The sequence below is a fragment of the Mesorhizobium sp. WSM4848 genome (assembly GCF_055811375.1).
This window is the reverse complement of sequence record NZ_JBVVPX010000060.1, coordinates 1-19619: the sequence shown is the minus strand read 5'-3', so window position 1 is coordinate 19619 and position 19619 is coordinate 1. Positions and strand designations below refer to the sequence as shown.

Sequence of the window (19619 nt, the reverse complement as noted above, 5' to 3'; positions counted from 1 at the left end):
CAAGATGAGGAGCGTGACGCCCGGCTTCTTGAGCTCGACGGCAAGATGGGCACAGTTCGGCTCTGTGCGCCGCCGCGTGCCCTGTTTGACGCCATTGCGAGCGAAGAGTTTGTTCTCAAGCGCGTCATCGGTCAGTTCGCCTGGCAGGGGCCCGCTCAACCCGATTGCCGCTGCGCGCTGCAGATTATCCTGCACCGTACTGCGTGCTATTCCCAGCACGACCGCAATCTCGCGGGAGCTGGTCCCGCTTCCGGCAAGCCGAAGCATTTGTCTCAACTGTCTCATGGTCAGCCTTCTCTTTGCCGGCATCAAAATGTCCCCGTTCATCGCGAGGTAATCGATGCCAAAGTTGCTGACCCAGGAGGCAATCTTCAGTGCCGAAAACCGGCCGGTCTTTGGTTGGAATGGTGGCCGGCTCCATACCGGAATGCTGGCCGGTGTTTGATCGGAATGGCGGCCGGCTTCACGTCGGAATCCGCAGAGAAGCGAGTGACCCGCAGGGCGACATGGTCCGGAAAAGTATCAGGAGGAGCTTGACCTCAACGACCCCAATTCAGAGAAACCTGTTAGCGGAAGCAAGCAGCGGCGCTTAAATCCCTGTTCTCGATTTTCTTCTAAATGGGATCTGCTCCGCTCGACGCGGTTTCATTGCTCTGTCTTTGCCCATCGGGATGAAATGATCTTGCCTACGCGGTCTCGACTTTTGAAGCCTTCCTCGATCGCTGGGCCGAGTTAATTTCAGATGAGGCGAGATGAAAACTAAACATGCCGTGCGCCGCTGTGCCCTGAGGCAGCATCCTTTGGCCATGCCGCGATTATGTCTTTCGCAGCCATGATAGTATGGCGCGAAATGGAAGCCTTGGCGTCCGGTCCATCCCGCTCTTCTAGCCGTTCGATTATACGGTCATGTTCATCGTGATAGCGGCCGAGACTCGGATGGCCATTAAGGGCCCCAAAATAGGGCCTATCTGCAACCAAAGCATTTGCATGCAGGGGAGCAGCTTCTCGGATCCAGCCGCCTCATCTATTGTAAAATGGAATGCTCGATTAGCGTCGAGCATCTCGCTGAAATCCGACTTGCCTGCACATTCGATCTCCCGGCGCAGCAACTTCCGCAGGAGGTTTACAAGCTTTGCCGTTGCATTTTCGGCTGCCCATTCTGTGGCCAGTCCTTCGATCCCCAGTCGCACTCGACAAAGATCTCGTACCGTCTCCAGAGAAAATTCTGGCACCTGTACAGCCCGGTTCGGCAACGAGATAAATGCTCTAGCGCGACTAGGCGACGAATTGCGCGGCGACCCCCGGATGATGACCTGGAATGAACCGTCCTGCCATCACGGCATTCGACAAAGATGCGTAGACCCTATCGTGCATGAGGGCTGGTTCGATCGGCTGCATAATTCGGTCTGGCTTGGGCCTTGGGAGATTCAGTCATGATGCACACTTCTTTCGCTTGATCAAGGATCAGTTAAAGGGAATTTTCAACGCGTTCATATACAGACAACGTGACATCGCCTTCCCAATTACATCTGCATATCTGTTTAAACAGTATAAAATCAATATACATGAAAACGCTACAAACCAAAGCCAAGAAGATGGGGCACGGCAGGCAGGTGCGCCGAATCGTTAGTTTGTCGCCCTGTCCGGCAGAATCTCACCAGCAAACAGTCGTCGCGGGTTGTCCTCCAGGATCGAGACGATGTCCCCGTGACTGACGCCGCGAGCGTGCAGCATCGGGATAAAATTGGTGAACATGTACGTGTGGGCCTCGTAGAGGCCCTGCGACTTCAGGTATTCCATCTCGGCGATCTCATCGGCGGTGAGCTGGTTTGCCTAGTCTGCCGCAGAGGCGGTCCATACTCATGATGATCTGCGCACGAAAGCCGTCGCGCACGAACTTCGCCAAATCGTCGGCACGGACGTTGTCAGGCCGATGGGACATCCCGATCTGATCGAACCGATGTAAGACCCAGCCTCTATGATGCGGCGATGGTAGGCGGAATCTGGGTTACAGCAGCTATGGTCGATCAGGAGCGATGGGCGGCAACCCCTCCGGCCGTGAACAGCTGCTGCTGTTCAGGGCCTGCGTAGCCTTCCTCGGTGTGGGTGATGATCGGTACTCCGGTCACCTTCTGCGCGATGCAAGCGGCGGCGAGGAACTTCTTCTCATGCTCGGTGACAACGGGTGCGCCCGTCGACACCTTGATGGCGCCAGCCTTCACACCCGTATCGGCGATGCCGTAGGTGATCTCGCGGACGTAAAGCTCGGCGATCTCATCGGCGGTGCGGGCGCGCCAGTAAATCGGTAGCCCCTTTTCCTCGTGGTAAAATCCCGTGGTGCTGACTATGTGGATGCCGGATTTTTCAGAAACCTCCTTCATCATCATGACGTCGCGACCGAGTTCGATCGGACAGGAGTCGACGAAGGTGCGCACGCCATGCTCGCGTCAATCCTTTGCCGGATGCGGTCACCGCACTCGGCAAAATCGCCGGATGGTTCGAGGACTACAACGAAACATCCTCATTCAGGGCTCACAATGCGCTCCCCAAGGGAGTTCATCCGAGCACAAACTCAATAGCCGACTGTCCGGTCAAATAGGGGCAACTCCATCGGAAACGGGCGTCGATAGAAAGGGATCGAAGGATCGACGGCATTGATAACGCCGCTCCGGCGGCCAGGCTTGCCTTGATCAAGTCGCGTCTAGTATTGGTCATCTTCTGTTCCTCCTCTTTTGGCTGGTGCTTCCGGCATTACGAATGCGCTGATCACAATCGGAAGTCCGGGAGTTCTACTCGAAAGCCTGCCCGCCATCGGGTTGCTTCAATCGCGGTCCTCACAGGCCCTCAGCGGGCCTCTTCCCGAAGCTGGCGCTGTGGCCAGGAACCGTTCGAACACGTAGGCTATCTTGTCGATATCGGCATCAGACATTGCCGTAGATAGCGAGGCCGAAGTGTCGGCATTAAAAAGGATACCCTCACTGCGGAAGAAACGGCTTATTGCTTTCAACGCGCCTGCCTCATCAGTCGACGGGTAGGCTTCGCGATAGTCGCGCGGAAGCGTTTGTTTGGGGTGGATGCGAAAGAGCGACGCTGCGCCGCTGATGACATAGGGAGCCTGATGGCGGCTGATGGCGGCGGCGAGTGCAGTGCGGAGCCGATTCCCCATTTCGTCCAGGCGGGCGAATGCTACTTCGGTCATTGCTTCCATACTGACGCGACCGGCGACCATTGAGATAGGATTTGCCGAGAAGGTGCCAGCCTGCGCCACTTTGGCCCGTCCGGCCGATCCGTCGAAGACACCCATCACGCGGCGCGATCCGCCAATAGCACCGATCGGGAATCCTCCACCGATGATCTTGCCGGCGGCGATCAGATCGGGCTCGATCCCGTAACGTGCGGAGGCGCCACGATAGCCTTGGCGAAGATTGAGCACTTCGTCGCAAACCACGAGAATGCCATGTTGGCGCGCGGTTTCGACGACAGTGGCGATGAAGCCGGGATCAGGCGGGAGAAGGCCACCGCCGCTCGGCATTGGATCGAGCAGGATACAGGCTAGGCGATCGGCGGCAGCTGTGATCCTGCGGCGCGCACCGTCGGCATCATTGAATCGAAGAATGACGACCTCATCAGCAACGGATGCCGGTGTGCCTGCATAGGCCGGCACGGCGAGAGGCGCATCCGGCGATCCCCATGTTGCGGGCGTACCTCCCTGATCCGCCTCGGCCCAGTCATAAGAGCCGTGATAGGCGCCTTCTGTTTTGGCAATGCCCGGGCGTCCGGTGAATGCGCGCGCCGCCTTGATGGCGAACATCACCGCCTCGGTGCCGGTGTTGACGAAGCGGATTTGTTCAACCGCCGGAATGCGGTCAACCAGCAGTTCTGCCAAGTCGATCTCATGAGCGGTGGGATTGGAAAAGCAGGTACCGTCGCGAAGGAGACGCGCCACCGCATCAAGCGCCGGAAGAAAACCATGCCCATGGATCAGCGTAGTGAAATTGTTGCTGAGGTCCAGAAAACGTTGTCCGTCAACATCAATCAGATATGCGCCGTCGCCCTTCAGAATATAGCGCGGCGTCGGATCGCGTTCAACACTAGCGCGGGTAATGCCACCCGGAAAAACCGCTCGGCCTCGGGCAAACAATTTGTTCGATTGTGGGCCAAGCAATGCAACGTTGGGTGCGGTCTCGAATTTTTTTGGCATTTCAGATCTCCTGACGGTGTCGCTTTTCTTGTGTCGCAAAGCAATCGAGACGGTTTAGCTGGTCAGTCGATCGACGCCACTTCCTCCTCACTCGACCGATGACGTCACGCCTGCCCGCCCTAAAATTGAATGCATTTCAATGTTCTTCGGATGCCGACTTCTGATCAAACCTCGGACGCGACGGGCAATACCACCGTAGCGCATTTAGAACTGACTGTGATTCCCAACCTCGGGGCCACCTGCTGCGCCACTCCATCGACTTTGTGTCCTGGAAAGACCGCAAGAGCGTCGCCAGCGCACTCAAAAAGATCTACCGCGCCGATGCCGAGCCGATGCCGCCGAAAAGTGGAGGATGGGCGCAGATGCCCCACAGTGGGTCAAAGAGAAGTTATCGAAGCATCACAAGGCTCTCCCTCAGCCCCGAAGGAGATTAGGGTTTAGGTCAGCTCGAAAATGGTGTAATCGACCACTCGATTGTGTCGACGGCACGCTGAAGTATCGCCGCTGTCTGAGCAAGGTTGGATGAAACGGCCACGACATATCCCATACAGTCTCGGGAATCACCTTTCCTGACGATCGGCGTCTTGGGTTCAACATAGCACTTGACCTCGGCGACACCTGGTACCGCGGCGGCCAGCCTGCCGTTGTCGATCCAATCGAGGGTGCCATCGCGATCAGGAAGTAGGTTCCGCCAGGCCGCAACCTGCGAATGCGTTTTGCGCAAATTCCATTCATCACCAATAACAAGCTTGATATGCTCGGTAATGAGATCAACACCGCAAGCCAGCTGAATGTGTTGAGGAAGGCCACCAAGGCGCGGATTGACTTCAATGACGACTGGACCAACCTTCGTCCACCGGAGTTCAATACACGTTGGCCCCCAGCCAAGGCTGAGAGCGCGCAAACAGCTCATCGAGACATCGGCCATGCGTTTCTGTTGGTCATCAGTAAGCGGTGCTGGAAAGATGCCCTGACGAAAGACAAAATGGGGTAGACGGTCGAAGTCAACGGCTTCAATCCCAATGACACCACTTCCCATTATATGGGCGATATAATGGGAGCCTTGTGCGAATTCTTCCACGAGTATTCTCGGCGAAGACCGCCATCTGTGTTCCCCGTCCAACAGAAAGGCCGTATGTTCGGCTAACTCATCGACGTTGCCGCACAATCGAACACCGCGGCTGCCGCTGCCTACAGCTGGCTTAACAATCACCGGCAATCCGATCTCAACGGCAGAACATTGCACGTCTGTTGCATTCGCTGCCACGCGAAAAGCAGGTACTGGAACGCCGGCCTGCGCGAGAAGCTGACGTTGAGTGAATTTGTCGCAGCATCGTTCAATGGATACGGGGTCCGGTCCCGGTAGATCGAAATGGCGGCAGAGCTTGCCAACTGTCGCATAGAACGAGTCCCCGACGGACGTAATGCCAGCAATGTCATAGGTTGCACGTAGCAGGGAACATGCGCGGATCAGCGCATCAAGATCATCTGTATCGACGCCGATTGCCTCAATTCCTTCCGCCGCAAGATAGTCGTATTGATCTGGATCAGCGGACAGCGTGATTGGATGAAGGCCAAGACGCAGGGCCGCTTGGACGTATAACGGACCATTAGACCTTGAACCTTCAACCAGTATGAGCGCTCTTCTTGCCATGGCCGCTGACTCCGACGTTGGGGGTTGTAGGGGGGCCGAGCCGTACAATGGCAAAAACTTTTCAGCCGTGCCGATCTCGAGCTTTGTAGTGAATAGTGAATAGCATCGTCAGCGATTTGCGGTCGCAAAGATTCTGTAACTTTACTTGAAGGAATTGTTGCAACCGGTTTAATTGCCGGGGCGCGGAGCGTCTCGATGAATTTTCTGAGGGTTGTGAGATTCAGCGCCGGTCCGACCGGTCAGTGATCGTCACCGGTCAATGGTGCGCCGTGGCGTGAGCGTCGCGCAGGAATGAGTCGCCGATGAAGAGGCCACCCTCCCCTCTTGCGAAACCAATCAACAATCAAGCACAAGCTGAAACATGTCCAAACACAGCGCCCAAACCGTTCAAAAGGAGTCTTCCGGAGGAAGGGCGTTCTAGATGCCGTAATGGGCCGGCGCCCCTCTCATAGCCAGGAAGGCGGCTGTCCCTCAGAGTGATGATGTTGAACGGGGTCCGATTGTGTCGGCCCCAAGACGCCCTGTGCAGCCATCAGCCCAAATTCGGCAAAGATGGCCCCGTATCGCATTGATGGTTTGGGTCCGCTGGCGCACCACAAGATCGCGGACGCGAAACACAATGGCTGCGGCTTGTTGCTCTTCGCTCTTCCCTGCTCGTTCCCGCAGGTAAGGGAACCACGTTCGAGAAAACGTTCGGCGCCTTCTTATCGATCACGAGGAACTTGCTCTTATCGTGCCGACGATGTTGGACGCATGGCGCGGCATTCGCATCCGTGCCGCCGAGCTTGGGGGCAAGCTCGTCGCAGATGCACGTCAGAGTCAGGCATGCCGCATACTCATGTCGATCCCTCATCGGCGCGCCTGGATAGGTCTGACGACACGCCGCTACCAATCCGGAGAAGTCGATTATGACGGCCATATATCCCGAGGCGGCGACCGCCGTTTGCGAGGGCTTCTCTACGAAGGACGCGATTGGGCCGCAGGCGCGAGCCTGCTCTACCTGCCGCCCTACAGGCCCGACTTCAATCCCATTGAGAACGCCTTCGCCAAACTCAAGGCGCTGCTGCGAGCAAAGGCCGAGAGAACCATCAAGGCTCGGTCGGCGCGGTCGTCGACCTCTTCACCCCCAGCCGAATGTGCCAACTACTTCAAAGCCGCAGGATATGAACCGGATTAAACAGGACATGCTTTAGACTTAGAGGGGACCTGTGCGCGGATCTTTTCGGCTTCCAGGGTAAGGGGCGGAAAGATATCGGCGCCAACGTCGTCGGCTGTGGCTTGTGACGCTCTCCGGTGAGCGACAGTGGTGTTTTTGCCGGCTACCCGGCCATAGCGATGATCTTCAAACTGCGTTTCATATTGTAGGCGATGGCGGTGAGGCGGATTTGAACGCCGGCCTTGGCGAGCCCTCGCCATCGCGTGCGGGAAAGCCCATAGCTTCGCTTCCAGGTTCCAAAGATCTTCTCGATCCGGCCACGAATGCGATGGATCGGTTGGTTCCAGGCCTCAAGGCGCGCCAGTGTTTCGGCTTCGTCGCGCCCCCACATGCCGGTGGCGACAATACGAGGGATCCCGCCCTTGGCGCGCATGGCGTCCCCGAAATGGTCGCCGCGATAGGCGCTGTCGGCAAATACCTCGCCCGGATCGTCCGGCAAGGCATCGGGACCGGCCTTGCCGTCATTGATGTTGGCGGGCGTGACGGCGATCTCCTCGACCAGGGCCGTATCGGCGTCGGCACCGACATGCGCTTTGAAGCCATGAACCGCTGGTCGGCCCTTATGCTTGACCCAATGGCCCTCTTCATCATTCTCACTGGCCGAGGCGATGATCGTCGCATCGACAAGCGTGCCGGTCTTCACCTGCTTTGGCCTTGATGCGGGTGATCTCGTCGAACAGGGTCTTGTCCAGACCACGGGCCACAAGGGCCTTTCGAAAACGCACGAAAGCCGTTCGCTCAGATGTCGGCTCTGAAGCCGAGAACCCGCAGAACCGTCGGAACGATCCTCTGTCGTCCAGCGCCTCGGTAAGCTTGACGTCGGACAAGTCGTACCAGATCGACAGCAGCATCGCCTTGAACAAGGCCATTGGCGGCCAGGCAGGCTCGCCCTTCGCAGAGCAGGAAATCACACCAAGGGCCTGATCGATCGGCACCCAGTCAACCAGTTTGGCAAGCGCATCCAAAGACGAATGCTGGCCGCGACCAACGGCGAAACCGAACTTTTCCTGACCAATGCGCCGACGTCCCATCGCATCCTCAATCCATTGTTCAGATTGAGGGAATCACAGATTAGCCCGCCAGTCCAGACACCCGCGCACAGGTCTCATGATGTACTGATGAAGCGTGTATGGCGTCTGAGGATTTGCTATGACGATGCGTTTTCGACGTCTGCGGCTTCGGGCGGTGACATCGGACGGCGTCTATGGCGCCGACATTCCGTTCGCTTCGGGGCTGACCGTACTGTGGGCCGACAATACCAAAGGCGTCAACCTGCATGCAAGTCACGCTGTACGCTTTGGGTCTGGAGCGGATGCTGAGCCCGCGAGGCGAGATTCCTTTGCCGCATGCGATGACGACGTATTTGAACACTGACGACGAAAAACGCATCGAGGTACTCGAATCAAGTGTCTCGCTGGAAATTGCAAACGGAGACGATCAGGTCATCACCGTCGACCGTGCAGTGAAGGCCAGCACGGACACGCGACTTATCACGGTTGATTTCGGACCGGCGCTATCAGATGGAAACGAGACGGCATAATTGGGGAATTTTACTTCGGCACCTTTGGGAAAATTTCACCCGGTATTGACAGTGACGACCGGTTATAAGGAGTTGTTCTCGGAACGAGAGTGAACGGGCGGCGACACGCTCTACTTGTCAGACCCAATCACGGCGTCCCCACGAGAGCGGGATGAAGGTATAGGTTGCCAAGCCTGCTCGTGTAAAAAAGCATGCGCTGATTGCGTCTGTACTGGCAGGTCAACGGCGGCCGTGGGCATGCTTTGGAAGGCGCAGCAAGACGGACACGCTGAAATCGTGTCCCGGGTGGATGTTCCAACGTCATCACAAGGGTCGGAAGCATGTATATTCGCGACCTAGCAAGCCGCGGCGACGGCATGTCGGAGGTTGAACAGCTCGACGCGGGGCTCGCCTGATGTCACCATGGCCTCTTACCGGGTTCGCCAGCCGAGAGCCGTCTGCACCGCCAAGGAAAGAACCGCCGAGCAGATCGAGGCCAGCGGCCTAGCCTAGAGCGGCTCTGCAGCAAGATCCAGAGCTACCACCAACAGGTGCTTACCGCAGCCGGGCGCCCGAATGACATCGATGCTGACGCTGCGCCAAGTCGGCTCCCGCCGGGACAACCTATCGGACGGAGCTTTCCGCCGAAGAAAGCGGCCGCGACGTCCTGCACCACGACCAAAGCCCTGCCCAGCGAACATTTAGGCTACCGCGTTTCCATGTTCGATGCGCGGCCATCGCGATGCGCTCCGCGACGCCCTTAGAGCAAGGAAATTCCTATACCCGCCAACGATGAGCGCAGGGCCCGCCGTATCGCGCGGCGGATGCGGTCGCGCAGATGATCGTGCGGATCTGACCAGTCAGCCTGGACCCGCTGTTCGCCGATCAACGCTTCGGCAAGTTCCCCGTGCGAAGCCCCCGCAAGCGAACCGTCGAGCGCCTGAAGGACGAAGGGGACGCGGCCACGCGCTTCTACTTTGGCGGAACTGCCTGAGGCGTCCCGCAATGATCGTCAGAGTCGATAGAGAACTGCCTGAGAAAGCTAATCGGGGAAGCGAGCCGCACGTCGCCATGACGCTACATTCGTGCGCTTATCCCATCCGTTCCGAAGCATAGGAGCCTGGCGAAGCGGGGAAGACCACCGTCTTGTTACCATTGAGGAAGATACGGCGGTGGATGTGCGCATGGATCGCACGTGCGAGAACCTGGCTTTCGACGTCGCGCCCGAGCGATATATAGTCCGACGGGCTCTGGGCGTGGGTGACGCGCACCGTGTCCTGCTCGATGATCGGCCCCTCGTCGAGATCGGCAGTCACATAATGCGAGGTCGCTCCGATGAGCTTCACTCCACGTTCGAAGGCCTGTTTGTACGGGTTCGCTCCTTTGAAAGAGGGCAGGAAAGAGTGATGGATGTTGATGATGCGGCCAGACATCTTCTCGCACATCTCATCCGACAGCACTTGCATATAGCGAGCGAGTACAACCAGTTCTGCGCCGGTCCCCTCGACGATTCGCATCTGCTGCGTTTCGGCTTCGCGCTTATTATCCTTTGTCACTTTGCTGTAGTGGAACGGGATATCGTGGTTCACGACCAGCTTCTGATAGTCCAAATGGTTGGAGATCACCGCGACAATGTTGACGGGCAGCGCTCCGATGCGCCAGCGGTACAGAAGGTCGTTGAGGCAATGGCCGAAGCGCGAGACCATGATGATCACCTTGATCTTGCGGCTCTCGTCGTGGAAGGCAAAATCCATTCCGAACACCTCGGCAGTATCGGCAAACCCGTTGCGCAGCGTGTCAAGACAAATGCCCTCTTCGGAAATGAAGCTCACGCGCATGAAGAAGTTGCCGGTCTGTGCATCATCGAATTGCGAGCTGTCGGTGATATTGCAGCCACTCCCGGCGAGGTAGCCTGCAATGGCGGCGACGATCCCGCACTTTGACTTGCAGGTGACCGTGAGGCAGTATTTTTCCATATCGCTTTTCTCGGGTGTGCAGAACAGATTCTTTCGACGCCTCAGGTAGGATGCCGGGCGTGGACAGGGCTCATAAGGTCAACCCCGGTACCCCGTAGCCACGGCAGCGGGCGGCGACTGTATGGGCGAGCTGCGCCGCGAACGCTATCCGTCGATGATCTGACCGGTCACGCCACCTTCTCCTTCAGCCGTTTCGCCGCCGTTTCCAGCGTGTGCCAGAGCGAACCGGCGGACGAGCGCGCGCCCAGCAAGGCGACATGCGCGTCGCTGCGGCGGATGATGAAACAGCTCATATGCTCAATGCCGGTACGTGTTGCGCGGCCCGGACCAAAATCCGCGAGATCGATGTTAACGAGCTTCGACAGCAGTGCCTCGAGAGGCGCTGTACGGGCCCGCGAGACAATCTCGAACGCGACCCAGGCATCGGTCTGCTCGATCGCCGCACAGTCGGGCGCGGTCCGCTTCAGATCGGCAGCGAAATTCTCCTCGGCGCGGCCCTCCGCCTCGATCATCCATTGATCCGGCCCCATCCAGAGGGCTGCCACCCCCTGCCCTGCGACCCAGCCGCCCGGCCCCGGAAGATGCAGCCCGAAGGGCGCGGGCTCTGTGGCATCACGGCGCAACGCCAGAGAGGCAAGCGCCAGATCAAAGTTCTCGCGAATCTCCAACGCCCCGAACGACATCAGGCGGGGTAGCCCGACGCCCAGCGCCGTGTTGGTTCTCAGGTCAGTCACGCAGACGTGCTCCTTCAGGATCGACGAATTGCGCCGGCATGACGCGCAGGAGCTCACTTTCGCCCTCGAGCAGGTTCGCGGCGACGATCACCTCGCCTATCCGCTGATCGCCGTTTTCCAGAAACCCGAGCCCGATCATTGACCCGATAAGGGGGCTGTAGCAGGCCGAGGTGATCCAGCCCTGATCGGTATCGAGATTTTGTGTTGCCCTCTCGGCGAAGAGATGCGCGCCGCTGACCACCTTGCCAGCACGCCCGACGGGCTGGAGTCCCACCAGGCGGCGCATGTCGCCCGTCAGGCCTTCACGCCGGGACATGATCGCGCCGATGGAGTCCTTCTGCTGCGACACCATCTTGCCGAGCCCAAGCATCGCCGCTGTGGTCTGGCCGTTCAGTTCGGCCCCACCGATGTGGCCCTTTTCGATTCGCAGCACTGATAGCGCTTCGACCCCGTAGGGCGTCGCTCCCAGATCGGCACCCAACTCCATTAGGCGTCCCATCAGCGCATGGCCATAGCGGGTTGGTACCGCAATTTCGAAGGCAAGTTCGCCCGAGAAGGAGATGCGGAAGAGCCTCGCGCGCAGGCCGCCGCAAACGGTCAGCTCTGCGCAGGCCATGAAGGGGAAGGCCTCGTTCGACAGATCGAACCCGTCCACGATGCTGCCGAGCAGGGCGCGCGATCTCGGGCCCGCGACGGCGATTTGCGCCCAGGCGTCAGTCGTGGAGATGATCTGCACATCGAGGTCCGGCCACAGGCATTGCCGGGCGAACTCCATGTTGCGGTAGACCAGCCCGGCGTTGGCGGTGGTCGTAGTGACCACATAGTGATCCTCGGCCAGCCGGGCGCAGGTACCGTCATCATAGGCAAAGCCGTCTTCGCGCAGCATCAGCCCGTAGCGCACACGACCGACCTTCAGCGTGGTCATTACGTTGCTGTAGAGCCTATCGAGAAATTCCCCCGCATCGGCGCCCTGCACATCGACTTTGCCGAGTGTCGAGACGTCGCAGAGGCCCACCGCGCTGCGCACAGCCTTGGTCTCGCGATCCACGCTCTGGCGCCGATGCGATTCCCCCTGACGGGGGAAATATTCGGCTCGCATCCACTGACCGGACTCAACGAATACTGCACCTTGCGCTTGGGCCCAACCATGAGTCGGCGTCAGGCGCCGCGGGCGGAAATGTGGCCCTATATCGCCGCCGCCCAGGACCGAGAGCGTCACTGACGTGTAAGGTGGTCGGAAAATCGTTGTTCCAGTTTCTGGGATCGACTTCCCGGTCAGCTCCGCCATAACGGCAAGCCCGATCAGGTTTGCGGTTTTGCCTTGGTCCGTCGCCATGCCCAGAGTCGTGTAGCGTTTCAAATGCTCTACCGGCCGCAGGTTCTCGGCATGGGCGAGCTTGATGTCCTTCACTGTCACGTCATTCTGGAAATCGACCCAGGCACGCTTCTTGCTCGGCACTTGAAAAATCGGCGCGATCCCGTAGCCTGAACCCTCCGAGCGCGGTAGGATGGGCAGTGATCCCGGAAATCCGAGTTCGTCCAGCGCGCGTAGTGCTGCCTCCGCGCCCGAGCGAAGTGTCTTGGCTGTAGAAAAATGGCCCGCCGCCGCACCTGCCGGAATCAATCCCAAAGGTCCATCCTCCCCAGGCAGGAACGCCTGCAGCGGTTCATTCCAAACAGGCCGACCACGATGATGCGAAAAGAGATGAACATTCGGATTCCAACCGCCCGAAACACCTAGCGCGCCGCACTCGATCCATTCGCGGCGGCCGTTCGCGTGAATCTCGATCGCAGTAAGCCCGAGCCGCCCGCGAGAGCCGGTGACCACGCCACCTCTGATCACACGGTAATCGCCTGAAGCCCTTGCCTCGGGGCGCGCATCGATAACGGCCGCAACATGGACGCCCTTGGAGGCAAGATCGCGTGCCGTGCGATGGCCGTCGTTGTTATTGGTAAATACGGTGATCGTCTCGGTCGGACAGGCCGCCCAGCGATTGGCGTAAGCCCGCATGGCGCCGGCCAGCATGATTCCCGGACGGTCATTGTCGGCAAAGGCAATAGGCCGCTCCGTAGCGCCCGCCGCCAGTACCGCGCGTTTCGCCGTGATACGCCAGAGTGTCTGGCGCACACGGTCGCCAGGCTCAGGAAGGTGATCCGAGACCCGTTCCACCGCACCGTAGACGCCGTGATCAAAAAACCCGAAAACAGTGGTGCGACGCATCACGCGAATATTCGGCAGGCTCTCGAATTCAGCCTCCAACGTTGAGATCCAGTCGGTGGCTTGCGCTCCGTCCAGCGTTTCCGTCTCGGCCAGGAGCCGCCCGCCCAAACGGAAATCCTCATCTGCCAGTATCACACGCGCACCGGAGCGCGCCGCCGTCAGTGCCGCCGCCAGTCCGGCCGCCCCCCCGCCTATGACCAAAAGGTCGCAATGGAGGAAGCCCTTGTCGTAGTTATCCGGGTCCGGTCGCATTGAGAGGCTCCCGAGACCCGCGGCCTTACGGATCGCGGGCTCGTAGAGCTTCTCCCAAAAGGCTTTCGGCCACATGAAGGTTTTGTAGTAGAATCCGGCTGGGAAGAACGGCGACAGCAGATCATTCACCGCCAGCGCATCGAAGCCGAGTGAAGGCCAGCGGTTCTGGCTTCGTGCCGTAAGCCCTTCAAACAGCTCCACGACCGTGGCACGCGTGTTTGGCTCCTGCCGTGCCCCTGCGCGCAGCTTGACCAGGGCATTCGGCTCCTCCGAGCCGGCCGAGAGTACCCCGCGCGGACGATGATATTTGAAGCTGCGACCCATTAGGCGCACGTCACTGGCCAGAAGCGCCGAGGCGAGTGTGTCGCCGGGATGGCCCTGGTACCGTTTGCCGTCGAAAGTAAGGTTCAGCGTTTGCGAGCGGTTGACTAGCCCGCCGGACAGTCGGGTCATTTTCCGCTCCTCTTCCGCGCAAGCGCGACATCACGTGCCAATTCCGCACCGAGGATTTCATGCGTGACAGTGTCGCGCGTGACCACCAGCCAAGACCGGTCGCCCTGCTCGTGGACCCACAGCTCGCGGTGCACGCCCGCCGGGTTGTCGCGCAGGAAGACGTAATCGCAAAAGGCGGCCTCGGCACCAGGCGCAGATGGATCCGGACGGTCGATGAGCCGCGCGTCTCCCAGATAGGTGAATTCCTGCGCAGCGCGCGGGCCTAAAAGTGGATGAGGAATCAGCATCGAACGGTCTCAATGCAGGTTAGGCTGCGCACCGGCGCCGCGCTCATCGATCACATAGCCGCGTGCAAACCGGTCGAATCGGTAGGCGCGCGCGGTTTCGTGAGGGGAGCCGGTGGCAAGAAGATGGGCGAAGGCATAACCGCTGGCTGGCGTCGCTTTGAAGCCGCCATAGCACCAGCCGCCGTTGAAAAAGAGACCTTCGATATGCGTGCGGTCGATGATCGGCGAGCCGTCCATCGACATGTCCACGACGCCGCCCCACATGCGCAGGAGCCGCGCCCGCCCAATCATCGGCATCAGCGCCATGCCGCTTTCGGCGACGTCCTCTATCGCCGGCAGGTTGCCGCGTTGCGCATAAGAATTGTAACCGTCGATGTCACCGCCGAACACAAGCCCGCCCTTGTCCGACTGGCTGATGTAGAAATGCCCTGCCCCGAAGGTGATCACACCCGGAATGGTGGGCTTGAGTCCCTCCGTGACGAAGGCCTGCAGGACATGGCTTTCGATCGGAAGCCGCATTTCGGCCTTAGCCATGACGCGGCCTGAGGACCCCGCTACCGCCACGCCGACTTTGTCAGCGGCGATATAGCCGCGCGAAGTCTCCACGCCACGCACTTTGCCGCGATCGACCCGGAAACCCGTCACCTCGCAATTCTGGATCAGGTCCACGCCTTGGCAGTCGGCGCCGCGAGCATAGCCCCAGGCCACGCCGTCGTGCCGCGCGGTGCCTGCACGCGGCTGCATCAGACCGCCTTTGATCGGGAACCGCGCGCTGTCGTAGTTCAGGAACGAAAAAATGGCGCGCAGTTCCTCTCGGCCTAACAGCCGAGCGCCCGCACCCGCCAGCATCATCGCATTGCCGCGGCGCCGGAAGACATCGCGTTGCGCATCCGTGTGAAAGAGGTTGATGATGCCTCGCTGGGAGACCATCGCGTTGAAGTTTAGCTCCTGCTCCAGTCCTTCCCAGAGCTTCATCGAGAACTCGTAGAAGGGCTCGTTGCCGGCAAGCAGGTAGTTCGACCGGATGATCGTCGTGTTTCGCCCGACGTTCCCGGATCCGAGCCAACCCTTCTCCAGCACGGCGATACGGGATCGCCCGAAGCTCCTGGCCAGGTAATAGGCCGTCGCCAAGCCGTGACCGCCCCCGCCGACGATCACGTAGTCGTAGGCAGGCTTTGGGTCGGGGTTACGCCAGAGCGGCCGCCACCCAGTATGCCCCTTGAGCGCTTCAGCAAAGACGCGGAAGCCAGAAAACCTCATAGCGAAAACTCCTTAGACTGCCGAGACTATGTCACGGCAACCGCAGTGAGGTGTTTTCAAAATTGACTTTTGTGTGCTTCTGTCGGACACGTCGTCCGGACGAGTGGACGAAAGGATTTCTCATGGGATGACTGACGGAGATCACGGCAGCCCACGGCGCTATGGGTTTCTGCTGATCCCAGGCTATGCCCTTATGTCCGCCGCCTCTGCGGTGGAACCGCTGCGCGCTGCCAACCTGCTCAGCGGGCGGCAGCTTTACGATCTCAGCTTCCTCTCGGCCCAGGGCGGGTGGATGCGTAGTTCCGTCTCGGGCGCGTTCGAGACAGTGCCTGTTTCAAAAGTAGTCAGCGATTTCGATATTCTCTTCGTCGTGGCCGGCGGCACCCCGCTGAGCTATCGGGACGACAGGATCCTGGCTTGGCTGCGCCGTCTCGCCCGGTCGGGAGTGCGCTTGGGCGGGATCTCAGGCGGAGCGGCCATCCTGGCTGCCGCCGGCGTAATGGCGTCACGCCGGTTCACGATCCACTGGCGACACATCGATGCGATGCGCGAAATCTATCCAGAGGCGCTCATCGAGCGGCGGCTCTTCGTCATTGATCGCGATCGCTTCACTTGCGCGGGTGGCATGGCCCCGCTGGACATGGCCCACGCGCTGATCGCCTCCGATCATGGTGTGGAACTGGCGCGCGCGGTGAGCGACTGGTTCATTCACACGGGCATCCGGCAGGCCGAGGCCCCGCAGCAGCTGGACCCGGTACGGAAGTACGATCTTCGCCATCCCGCGCTGGTCGCCATGGTCGAGCTGATGACGAGCCACATCGCCGACCCGCTGAAGCTGGACGATCTGGCCCATCTGAGCTGTATCGGGGCGCGGCAACTGGAGCGGCTGACAAATGAACAGCTGGGACAAAGCGTGATGCAGTTCTACCGGTGTGTGCGGTTGGAGAAGGCCGACGAGATTTTGCAACAGTCGAACCTCCCGCTCGTCGAGGTGGCGCTTGCCACGGGCTTTTCCAACCGCAGCCATTTCTCACGCGCCTTTCAGGTCCATTTCGGTGTCGGTCCCGCTAGCCGACGCAAACTGCGCCGCCACGGCGAAAATTAGGCGAAATTGCATCAATTGGCGCAGATGTCACGATCTGTCAGCCACCAACCCCGAATCGCAGATGTTTTTCCGACAGCGCCATGGCAGAAATCGACAAACCGGAAGCGGGCAGGCGAACCGGGGGGGCCGGTTTTCTCGCGCCCCCTCGTAGAGCCAGCTTTCCGCACGGACTGATCCTTGGCAAGCGGCAGGTAGACGAAGATAAGGAAATCCGCGCCTTCTCCGCCTTCGAGGCGTTGTCGGCGACCCAATGGCGCCCTCGATCATTTCCAACCGACCGAAATTGCCTCCGTTTGAGACGACCCCCGAGCAGTTCTTCCGTTGCTCACCAGGATGTTCCCTACGGTGGCGACCGCATCTGTCATTGCCGGAAGGCCGTTCCCGGTGAAGTTCTGCCAAACACCATTTCGTGAGCAAACGAGGCAATGCGCATTGGCAGGGTGGCGATCACACCAGCCTGACGGTGAGAAAGAACCGGCGGGGTCAGACGCGTTGGTCCGTCGAGCCTGAGACGGTGGAGTTGATCCGCGCCTGCGCACGAATGATGCCTGACAAGGCCATTGCCGGCATGCTCAACCGGATGGGAAAGCCGACAGGTCGATCGAATGGATGGACACAGTCGCGTGTGCGGGGCTTCCGCAATACACACGACATCGCGGTCTACAGGGATGGCGAATGGGCCGAGCGCGGCGAGGGTCACGTTGACTGAAGCCGCCAGCATACTCAATCTGAGCCCTGCGACGGTCCTTCGCCAGATTCGCGCCGGCATCATCCCTGCCCAGCAATATTGCATGGGCGCACCCTGGGTTATCAAACGAGGGAATATTGAAGATTCTGATCGAGCGGATCACGTCGTGCTCCAAGGAGCCGCCATCGTCAGATTCGGATCGGAAGACCCTTGTCTTTCAATAGCGAAGCGAGATGAGATAGGCATTATGACGTGGGACCAGGGGCTCTGGTTGCAGTCATCTCTCGTGTAGAAGTTTGCACTTGATCGGACAGTTGGCGTCTGAGAATGGTCGGTTTTGCCTGTCCGGTAGGATCAGGCAGCGATCATTCTCTCCTTCGCCAGCGGGGCCGTGTCAAGGAAGCTCTGCATCGGTGTCTTGCCGAAGCACCAGCGGGACTGATGTGGTGGGCGCTGCTCATTGTAACTTCTGACCCACTCCTCCAAATCGGCCTGCAGCTCCTCGATCGAGCCGTATATCTTCTTCCTGAAGGCGACCCGGTAGAACTCGTCCAGCACCGTCTTGTGGAAGCGTTCAACGATGCCATTGGTCTGCGGGTTCTTGGTCTTGGTGCGGGAATGATCCACGTCCTCGACCGCCAGATAGAGCTCGTACTCGTGGTGTTCGGAATTGCCGCAATATTCGGTGCCGCGGTCGGTCAGCACCCGGCTTAGCTTCACTTCATGGGCGTCGAAGAACGGCACCACGCGGTCGTTGAGGAGATCGGCGGCGGTGATCGGCGTCTTGCGGTTATAGAGCTTGGCGAAGGCGACCTTCGAATAGGTGTCGAGGAAGGTCTGCTGGTAGATGCGTCCGACCCCCTTCATGTTGCCGACGTGGAAGGTGTCCTGGCCGCCGCAATAGCCCGGGCATTCACGGTCGAACTCACCATGCGCCTCCTTGTCCAGCTTGGCCTTTTCCAGCGCCGCCAATTGGCTCTCGGTGAGCACGATACCGTCCTGGGCGACCTTGGCCTCCAGCGCCTTCAGCCGCTTCTTCATCGTCTCCAGATCGTGACGCTGCCACACCCCGCGGACGCCCGACGGCGAGACCGAGTGGCCGACCTTGCGCATTTCGTTGGCGATGGGGGTCTGCTCATAGGCGGGATATTCCAGCATCAGCTCGAGGATGATTGCCTCGACCTCGGGCGGCGTGCAGTTGGCCAACAGCGGCTTCCTGCGCGTCAGTTCCTGCAGCGCCAGTTCGCCGCCGGTCTCGTAAAGCTCCTTGAAGCGGTAGAAGCTGTCGCGCGAATAGCCGATCATCTTGCAGGCCGGGCTGAGATTGCCGAGCTGTTTGGCCAGCTCCAGCAGCCCCACCTTGGCGCGGATGATCTTTGGTCCTTGGTCATGTCAGTGTCCCTTTCTAACGCCGAGGCCGGGCGCTGCGAACCCTAACCACTTCGCGCCCGGCCTCGGCTCAAGCTTCAGCCTAGAGCGCGATGATTTTAGGTTGGGACATAGCCGGCCTCGGTGAAGTAGTTGGCGCATTCCTTTGATGTGACGGTGTCGAGGATTTGGCCGATGGCGCTGCAGACGGCGTCGGTGGTGCGTCTGGCGGCCCTTCGCAGCAGGTGCTTGAGCTTGGCGAAGAGCAGCTCGATTGGATTCAGGTCCGGCGAGTATTTGGGCAGGAAGAAGAGCTTGGCGCCGGCTTTGCGGATGGCGTGCCGGACGGCCTTGCCCTTGTGTGAGCCGAGATTGTCGATGACGACGATGTCGCCCGGCTTGAGGGTGGGCAGGAGCACCTTCTCGACATAGAGCCGGAAGCGCTCGCCGTTGATCGGCCCGTCGATGAGCCATGGGGCGTCGACGCGGTCGTGGCGCAGGGCAGCCAGGAAGGTCATGGTCTTCCAGCGTCGATGCGGCACCTTGGCTTTCAGGCGCTGGCCGCGCGGCGCCCAGCCCCGGAGCGGAGCCATGTTGGTCTTGGTCCAGGGGTGAGTAGGCCGGAGGAATTTCACCTGCCGGCCTCTCGCAGAACGGTGCGTGAACCTCTCGATTCACACCGCTC

18 protein-coding genes and 7 pseudogenes are annotated in these 19619 nt (G+C 59.8%); 7 read left to right on the top strand and 18 right to left on the bottom strand.

What is annotated here, in order from left to right; translation table 11 throughout:
* From AC0L16_RS32255 to AC0L16_RS32240, 4 genes and pseudogenes are all read right to left on the bottom strand, one after another.
* Positions 1-267 (bottom strand): annotated as a pseudogene (locus AC0L16_RS32255) (IS21 family transposase); the annotation flags it as partial.
* A gap of 629 nt (positions 268-896) precedes the next feature.
* Complete coding sequence (locus tag AC0L16_RS32250; RefSeq protein WP_473625574.1) at positions 897-1190, bottom strand: FCD domain-containing protein; 294 nt, start codon at positions 1188-1190, stop codon at positions 897-899.
* Positions 1191-1626: 436 nt separating this feature from the next.
* Positions 1627-1800, bottom strand: coding sequence for a phosphotriesterase family protein (locus tag AC0L16_RS32245; protein WP_473625572.1), 174 nt, complete (start codon positions 1798-1800; stop codon positions 1627-1629).
* Between the two features lie 227 nt (positions 1801-2027).
* Positions 2028-2435 (bottom strand): phosphotriesterase family protein, encoded by a 408-nt coding sequence (locus tag AC0L16_RS32240; protein WP_473625571.1) that lies wholly within the window; start codon positions 2433-2435, stop codon positions 2028-2030.
* A 2-nt stretch (positions 2436-2437) separates the two neighbouring features.
* Between AC0L16_RS32240 and AC0L16_RS32235 the strand changes: the two are divergent.
* Positions 2438-2579, top strand: a pseudogene (locus AC0L16_RS32235) (integrase core domain-containing protein); the annotation flags it as partial.
* On the opposite strand, the gene AC0L16_RS32230 reads toward AC0L16_RS32235, so the two are convergent.
* Together AC0L16_RS32230 and AC0L16_RS32225 are read right to left on the bottom strand one after the other, a co-directional pair.
* The gene (locus tag AC0L16_RS32230) at positions 2557-2715 is read right to left on the bottom strand and encodes a twin-arginine translocation signal domain-containing protein (RefSeq protein WP_473625570.1); all 159 of its coding nucleotides are present in this window, start codon (positions 2713-2715) and stop codon (positions 2557-2559) included. The pseudogene AC0L16_RS32235 and the gene AC0L16_RS32230 overlap by 23 nt on opposite strands.
* Before the next feature lie 106 nt (positions 2716-2821).
* Positions 2822-4201, bottom strand: coding sequence for an aspartate aminotransferase family protein (locus AC0L16_RS32225; protein ID WP_473625568.1), 1380 nt, complete (start codon positions 4199-4201; stop codon positions 2822-2824).
* Between the two features lie 236 nt (positions 4202-4437).
* On the opposite strand from AC0L16_RS32225, the pseudogene AC0L16_RS32220 reads away from it, so the two are divergent.
* Positions 4438-4551, top strand: a pseudogene (locus AC0L16_RS32220) (transposase); the annotation flags it as partial.
* Between the two features lie 92 nt (positions 4552-4643).
* On the opposite strand, the gene AC0L16_RS32215 reads toward AC0L16_RS32220, so the two are convergent.
* Both AC0L16_RS32215 and AC0L16_RS32210 read right to left on the bottom strand, forming a co-directional pair.
* Positions 4644-5855, bottom strand: a complete 1212-nt coding sequence (locus tag AC0L16_RS32215; protein WP_473625567.1) for an ATP-grasp domain-containing protein — start codon at positions 5853-5855, stop codon at positions 4644-4646.
* A gap of 518 nt (positions 5856-6373) precedes the next feature.
* Positions 6374-6509, bottom strand: a pseudogene (locus AC0L16_RS32210) (IS110 family transposase); the annotation flags it as partial.
* Between AC0L16_RS32210 and AC0L16_RS32205 the strand changes: the two are divergent.
* Positions 6506-6819: pseudogene (locus tag AC0L16_RS32205) on the top strand (transposase); the annotation flags it as partial. The pseudogenes AC0L16_RS32210 and AC0L16_RS32205 overlap by 4 nt on opposite strands.
* Positions 6820-6831: 12 nt before the next feature.
* A pseudogene (locus AC0L16_RS32200) lies at positions 6832-7032 on the top strand (transposase); the annotation flags it as partial.
* 142 nt (positions 7033-7174) lie between these two features.
* On the opposite strand, the gene AC0L16_RS32195 reads toward AC0L16_RS32200, so the two are convergent.
* Complete coding sequence (locus tag AC0L16_RS32195; protein WP_473625565.1) at positions 7175-7714, bottom strand: transposase; 540 nt, start codon at positions 7712-7714, stop codon at positions 7175-7177.
* Entirely contained in the window at positions 7665-8102 is a 438-nt protein-coding gene (locus tag AC0L16_RS32190) for a transposase (protein ID WP_473625564.1), read from the bottom strand. Before AC0L16_RS32190 ends, AC0L16_RS32195 begins: the two co-directional genes overlap by 50 nt.
* Positions 8103-8347: 245 nt before the next feature.
* Between AC0L16_RS32190 and AC0L16_RS32185 the strand changes: the two genes are divergently transcribed.
* Entirely contained in the window at positions 8348-8611 is a 264-nt protein-coding gene (locus AC0L16_RS32185; RefSeq protein ID WP_473625563.1) for a hypothetical protein, read from the top strand.
* Positions 8612-9350: 739 nt separating this feature from the next.
* On the opposite strand, the gene AC0L16_RS32180 is transcribed toward AC0L16_RS32185, so the two are convergent.
* From AC0L16_RS32180 to AC0L16_RS32155, 6 genes are all read right to left on the bottom strand, one after another.
* Positions 9351-9596 carry a DNA -binding domain-containing protein gene (locus AC0L16_RS32180; protein ID WP_473625561.1) on the bottom strand — a complete coding sequence of 82 codons (246 nt, stop codon included), beginning with the start codon at positions 9594-9596 and terminating at the stop codon, positions 9351-9353.
* Between the two features lie 85 nt (positions 9597-9681).
* A complete protein-coding gene (gene purU / locus AC0L16_RS32175) occupies positions 9682-10566 on the bottom strand; it encodes a formyltetrahydrofolate deformylase (RefSeq protein WP_473625560.1) in 885 nt (294 codons plus the stop codon).
* A gap of 167 nt (positions 10567-10733) precedes the next feature.
* Entirely contained in the window at positions 10734-11300 is a 567-nt protein-coding gene (locus tag AC0L16_RS32170) for a sarcosine oxidase subunit gamma (RefSeq protein WP_473625558.1), read from the bottom strand.
* Positions 11293-14226, bottom strand: a complete 2934-nt coding sequence (locus AC0L16_RS32165; RefSeq protein ID WP_473625557.1) for a sarcosine oxidase subunit alpha family protein — start codon at positions 14224-14226, stop codon at positions 11293-11295. Before AC0L16_RS32165 ends, AC0L16_RS32170 begins: the two co-directional genes overlap by 8 nt.
* Entirely contained in the window at positions 14223-14513 is a 291-nt protein-coding gene (locus AC0L16_RS32160) for a sarcosine oxidase subunit delta (RefSeq protein WP_473625556.1), read from the bottom strand. The genes AC0L16_RS32165 and AC0L16_RS32160 overlap by 4 nt, the downstream gene beginning before the upstream one ends.
* Before the next feature lie 9 nt (positions 14514-14522).
* The gene (locus tag AC0L16_RS32155) at positions 14523-15773 is read right to left on the bottom strand and encodes a sarcosine oxidase subunit beta family protein (RefSeq protein ID WP_473625554.1); all 1251 of its coding nucleotides are present in this window, start codon (positions 15771-15773) and stop codon (positions 14523-14525) included.
* A 127-nt stretch (positions 15774-15900) separates the two neighbouring features.
* Here AC0L16_RS32155 and AC0L16_RS32150 point away from each other — a divergent pair, with 127 nt between their 5' ends.
* Together AC0L16_RS32150 and AC0L16_RS32145 are read left to right on the top strand one after the other, a co-directional pair.
* A complete protein-coding gene (locus tag AC0L16_RS32150; RefSeq protein WP_473625553.1) occupies positions 15901-16878 on the top strand; it encodes a GlxA family transcriptional regulator in 978 nt (325 codons plus the stop codon).
* Positions 16879-17483: 605 nt separating this feature from the next.
* Positions 17484-17858, top strand: a complete 375-nt coding sequence (locus tag AC0L16_RS32145; protein WP_473625551.1) for a helix-turn-helix domain-containing protein — start codon at positions 17484-17486, stop codon at positions 17856-17858.
* Between the two features lie 62 nt (positions 17859-17920).
* Here the strand turns inward: AC0L16_RS32145 and AC0L16_RS32140 are convergent, their stop codons facing one another.
* Together AC0L16_RS32140 and AC0L16_RS32135 are read right to left on the bottom strand one after the other, a co-directional pair.
* Complete coding sequence (locus tag AC0L16_RS32140) at positions 17921-18940, bottom strand: IS481 family transposase (RefSeq protein ID WP_473625573.1); 1020 nt, start codon at positions 18938-18940, stop codon at positions 17921-17923.
* Between the two features lie 113 nt (positions 18941-19053).
* A pseudogene (locus AC0L16_RS32135) lies at positions 19054-19542 on the bottom strand (IS630 family transposase); the annotation flags it as partial.
* Positions 19543-19619 lie beyond the last annotated feature (77 nt).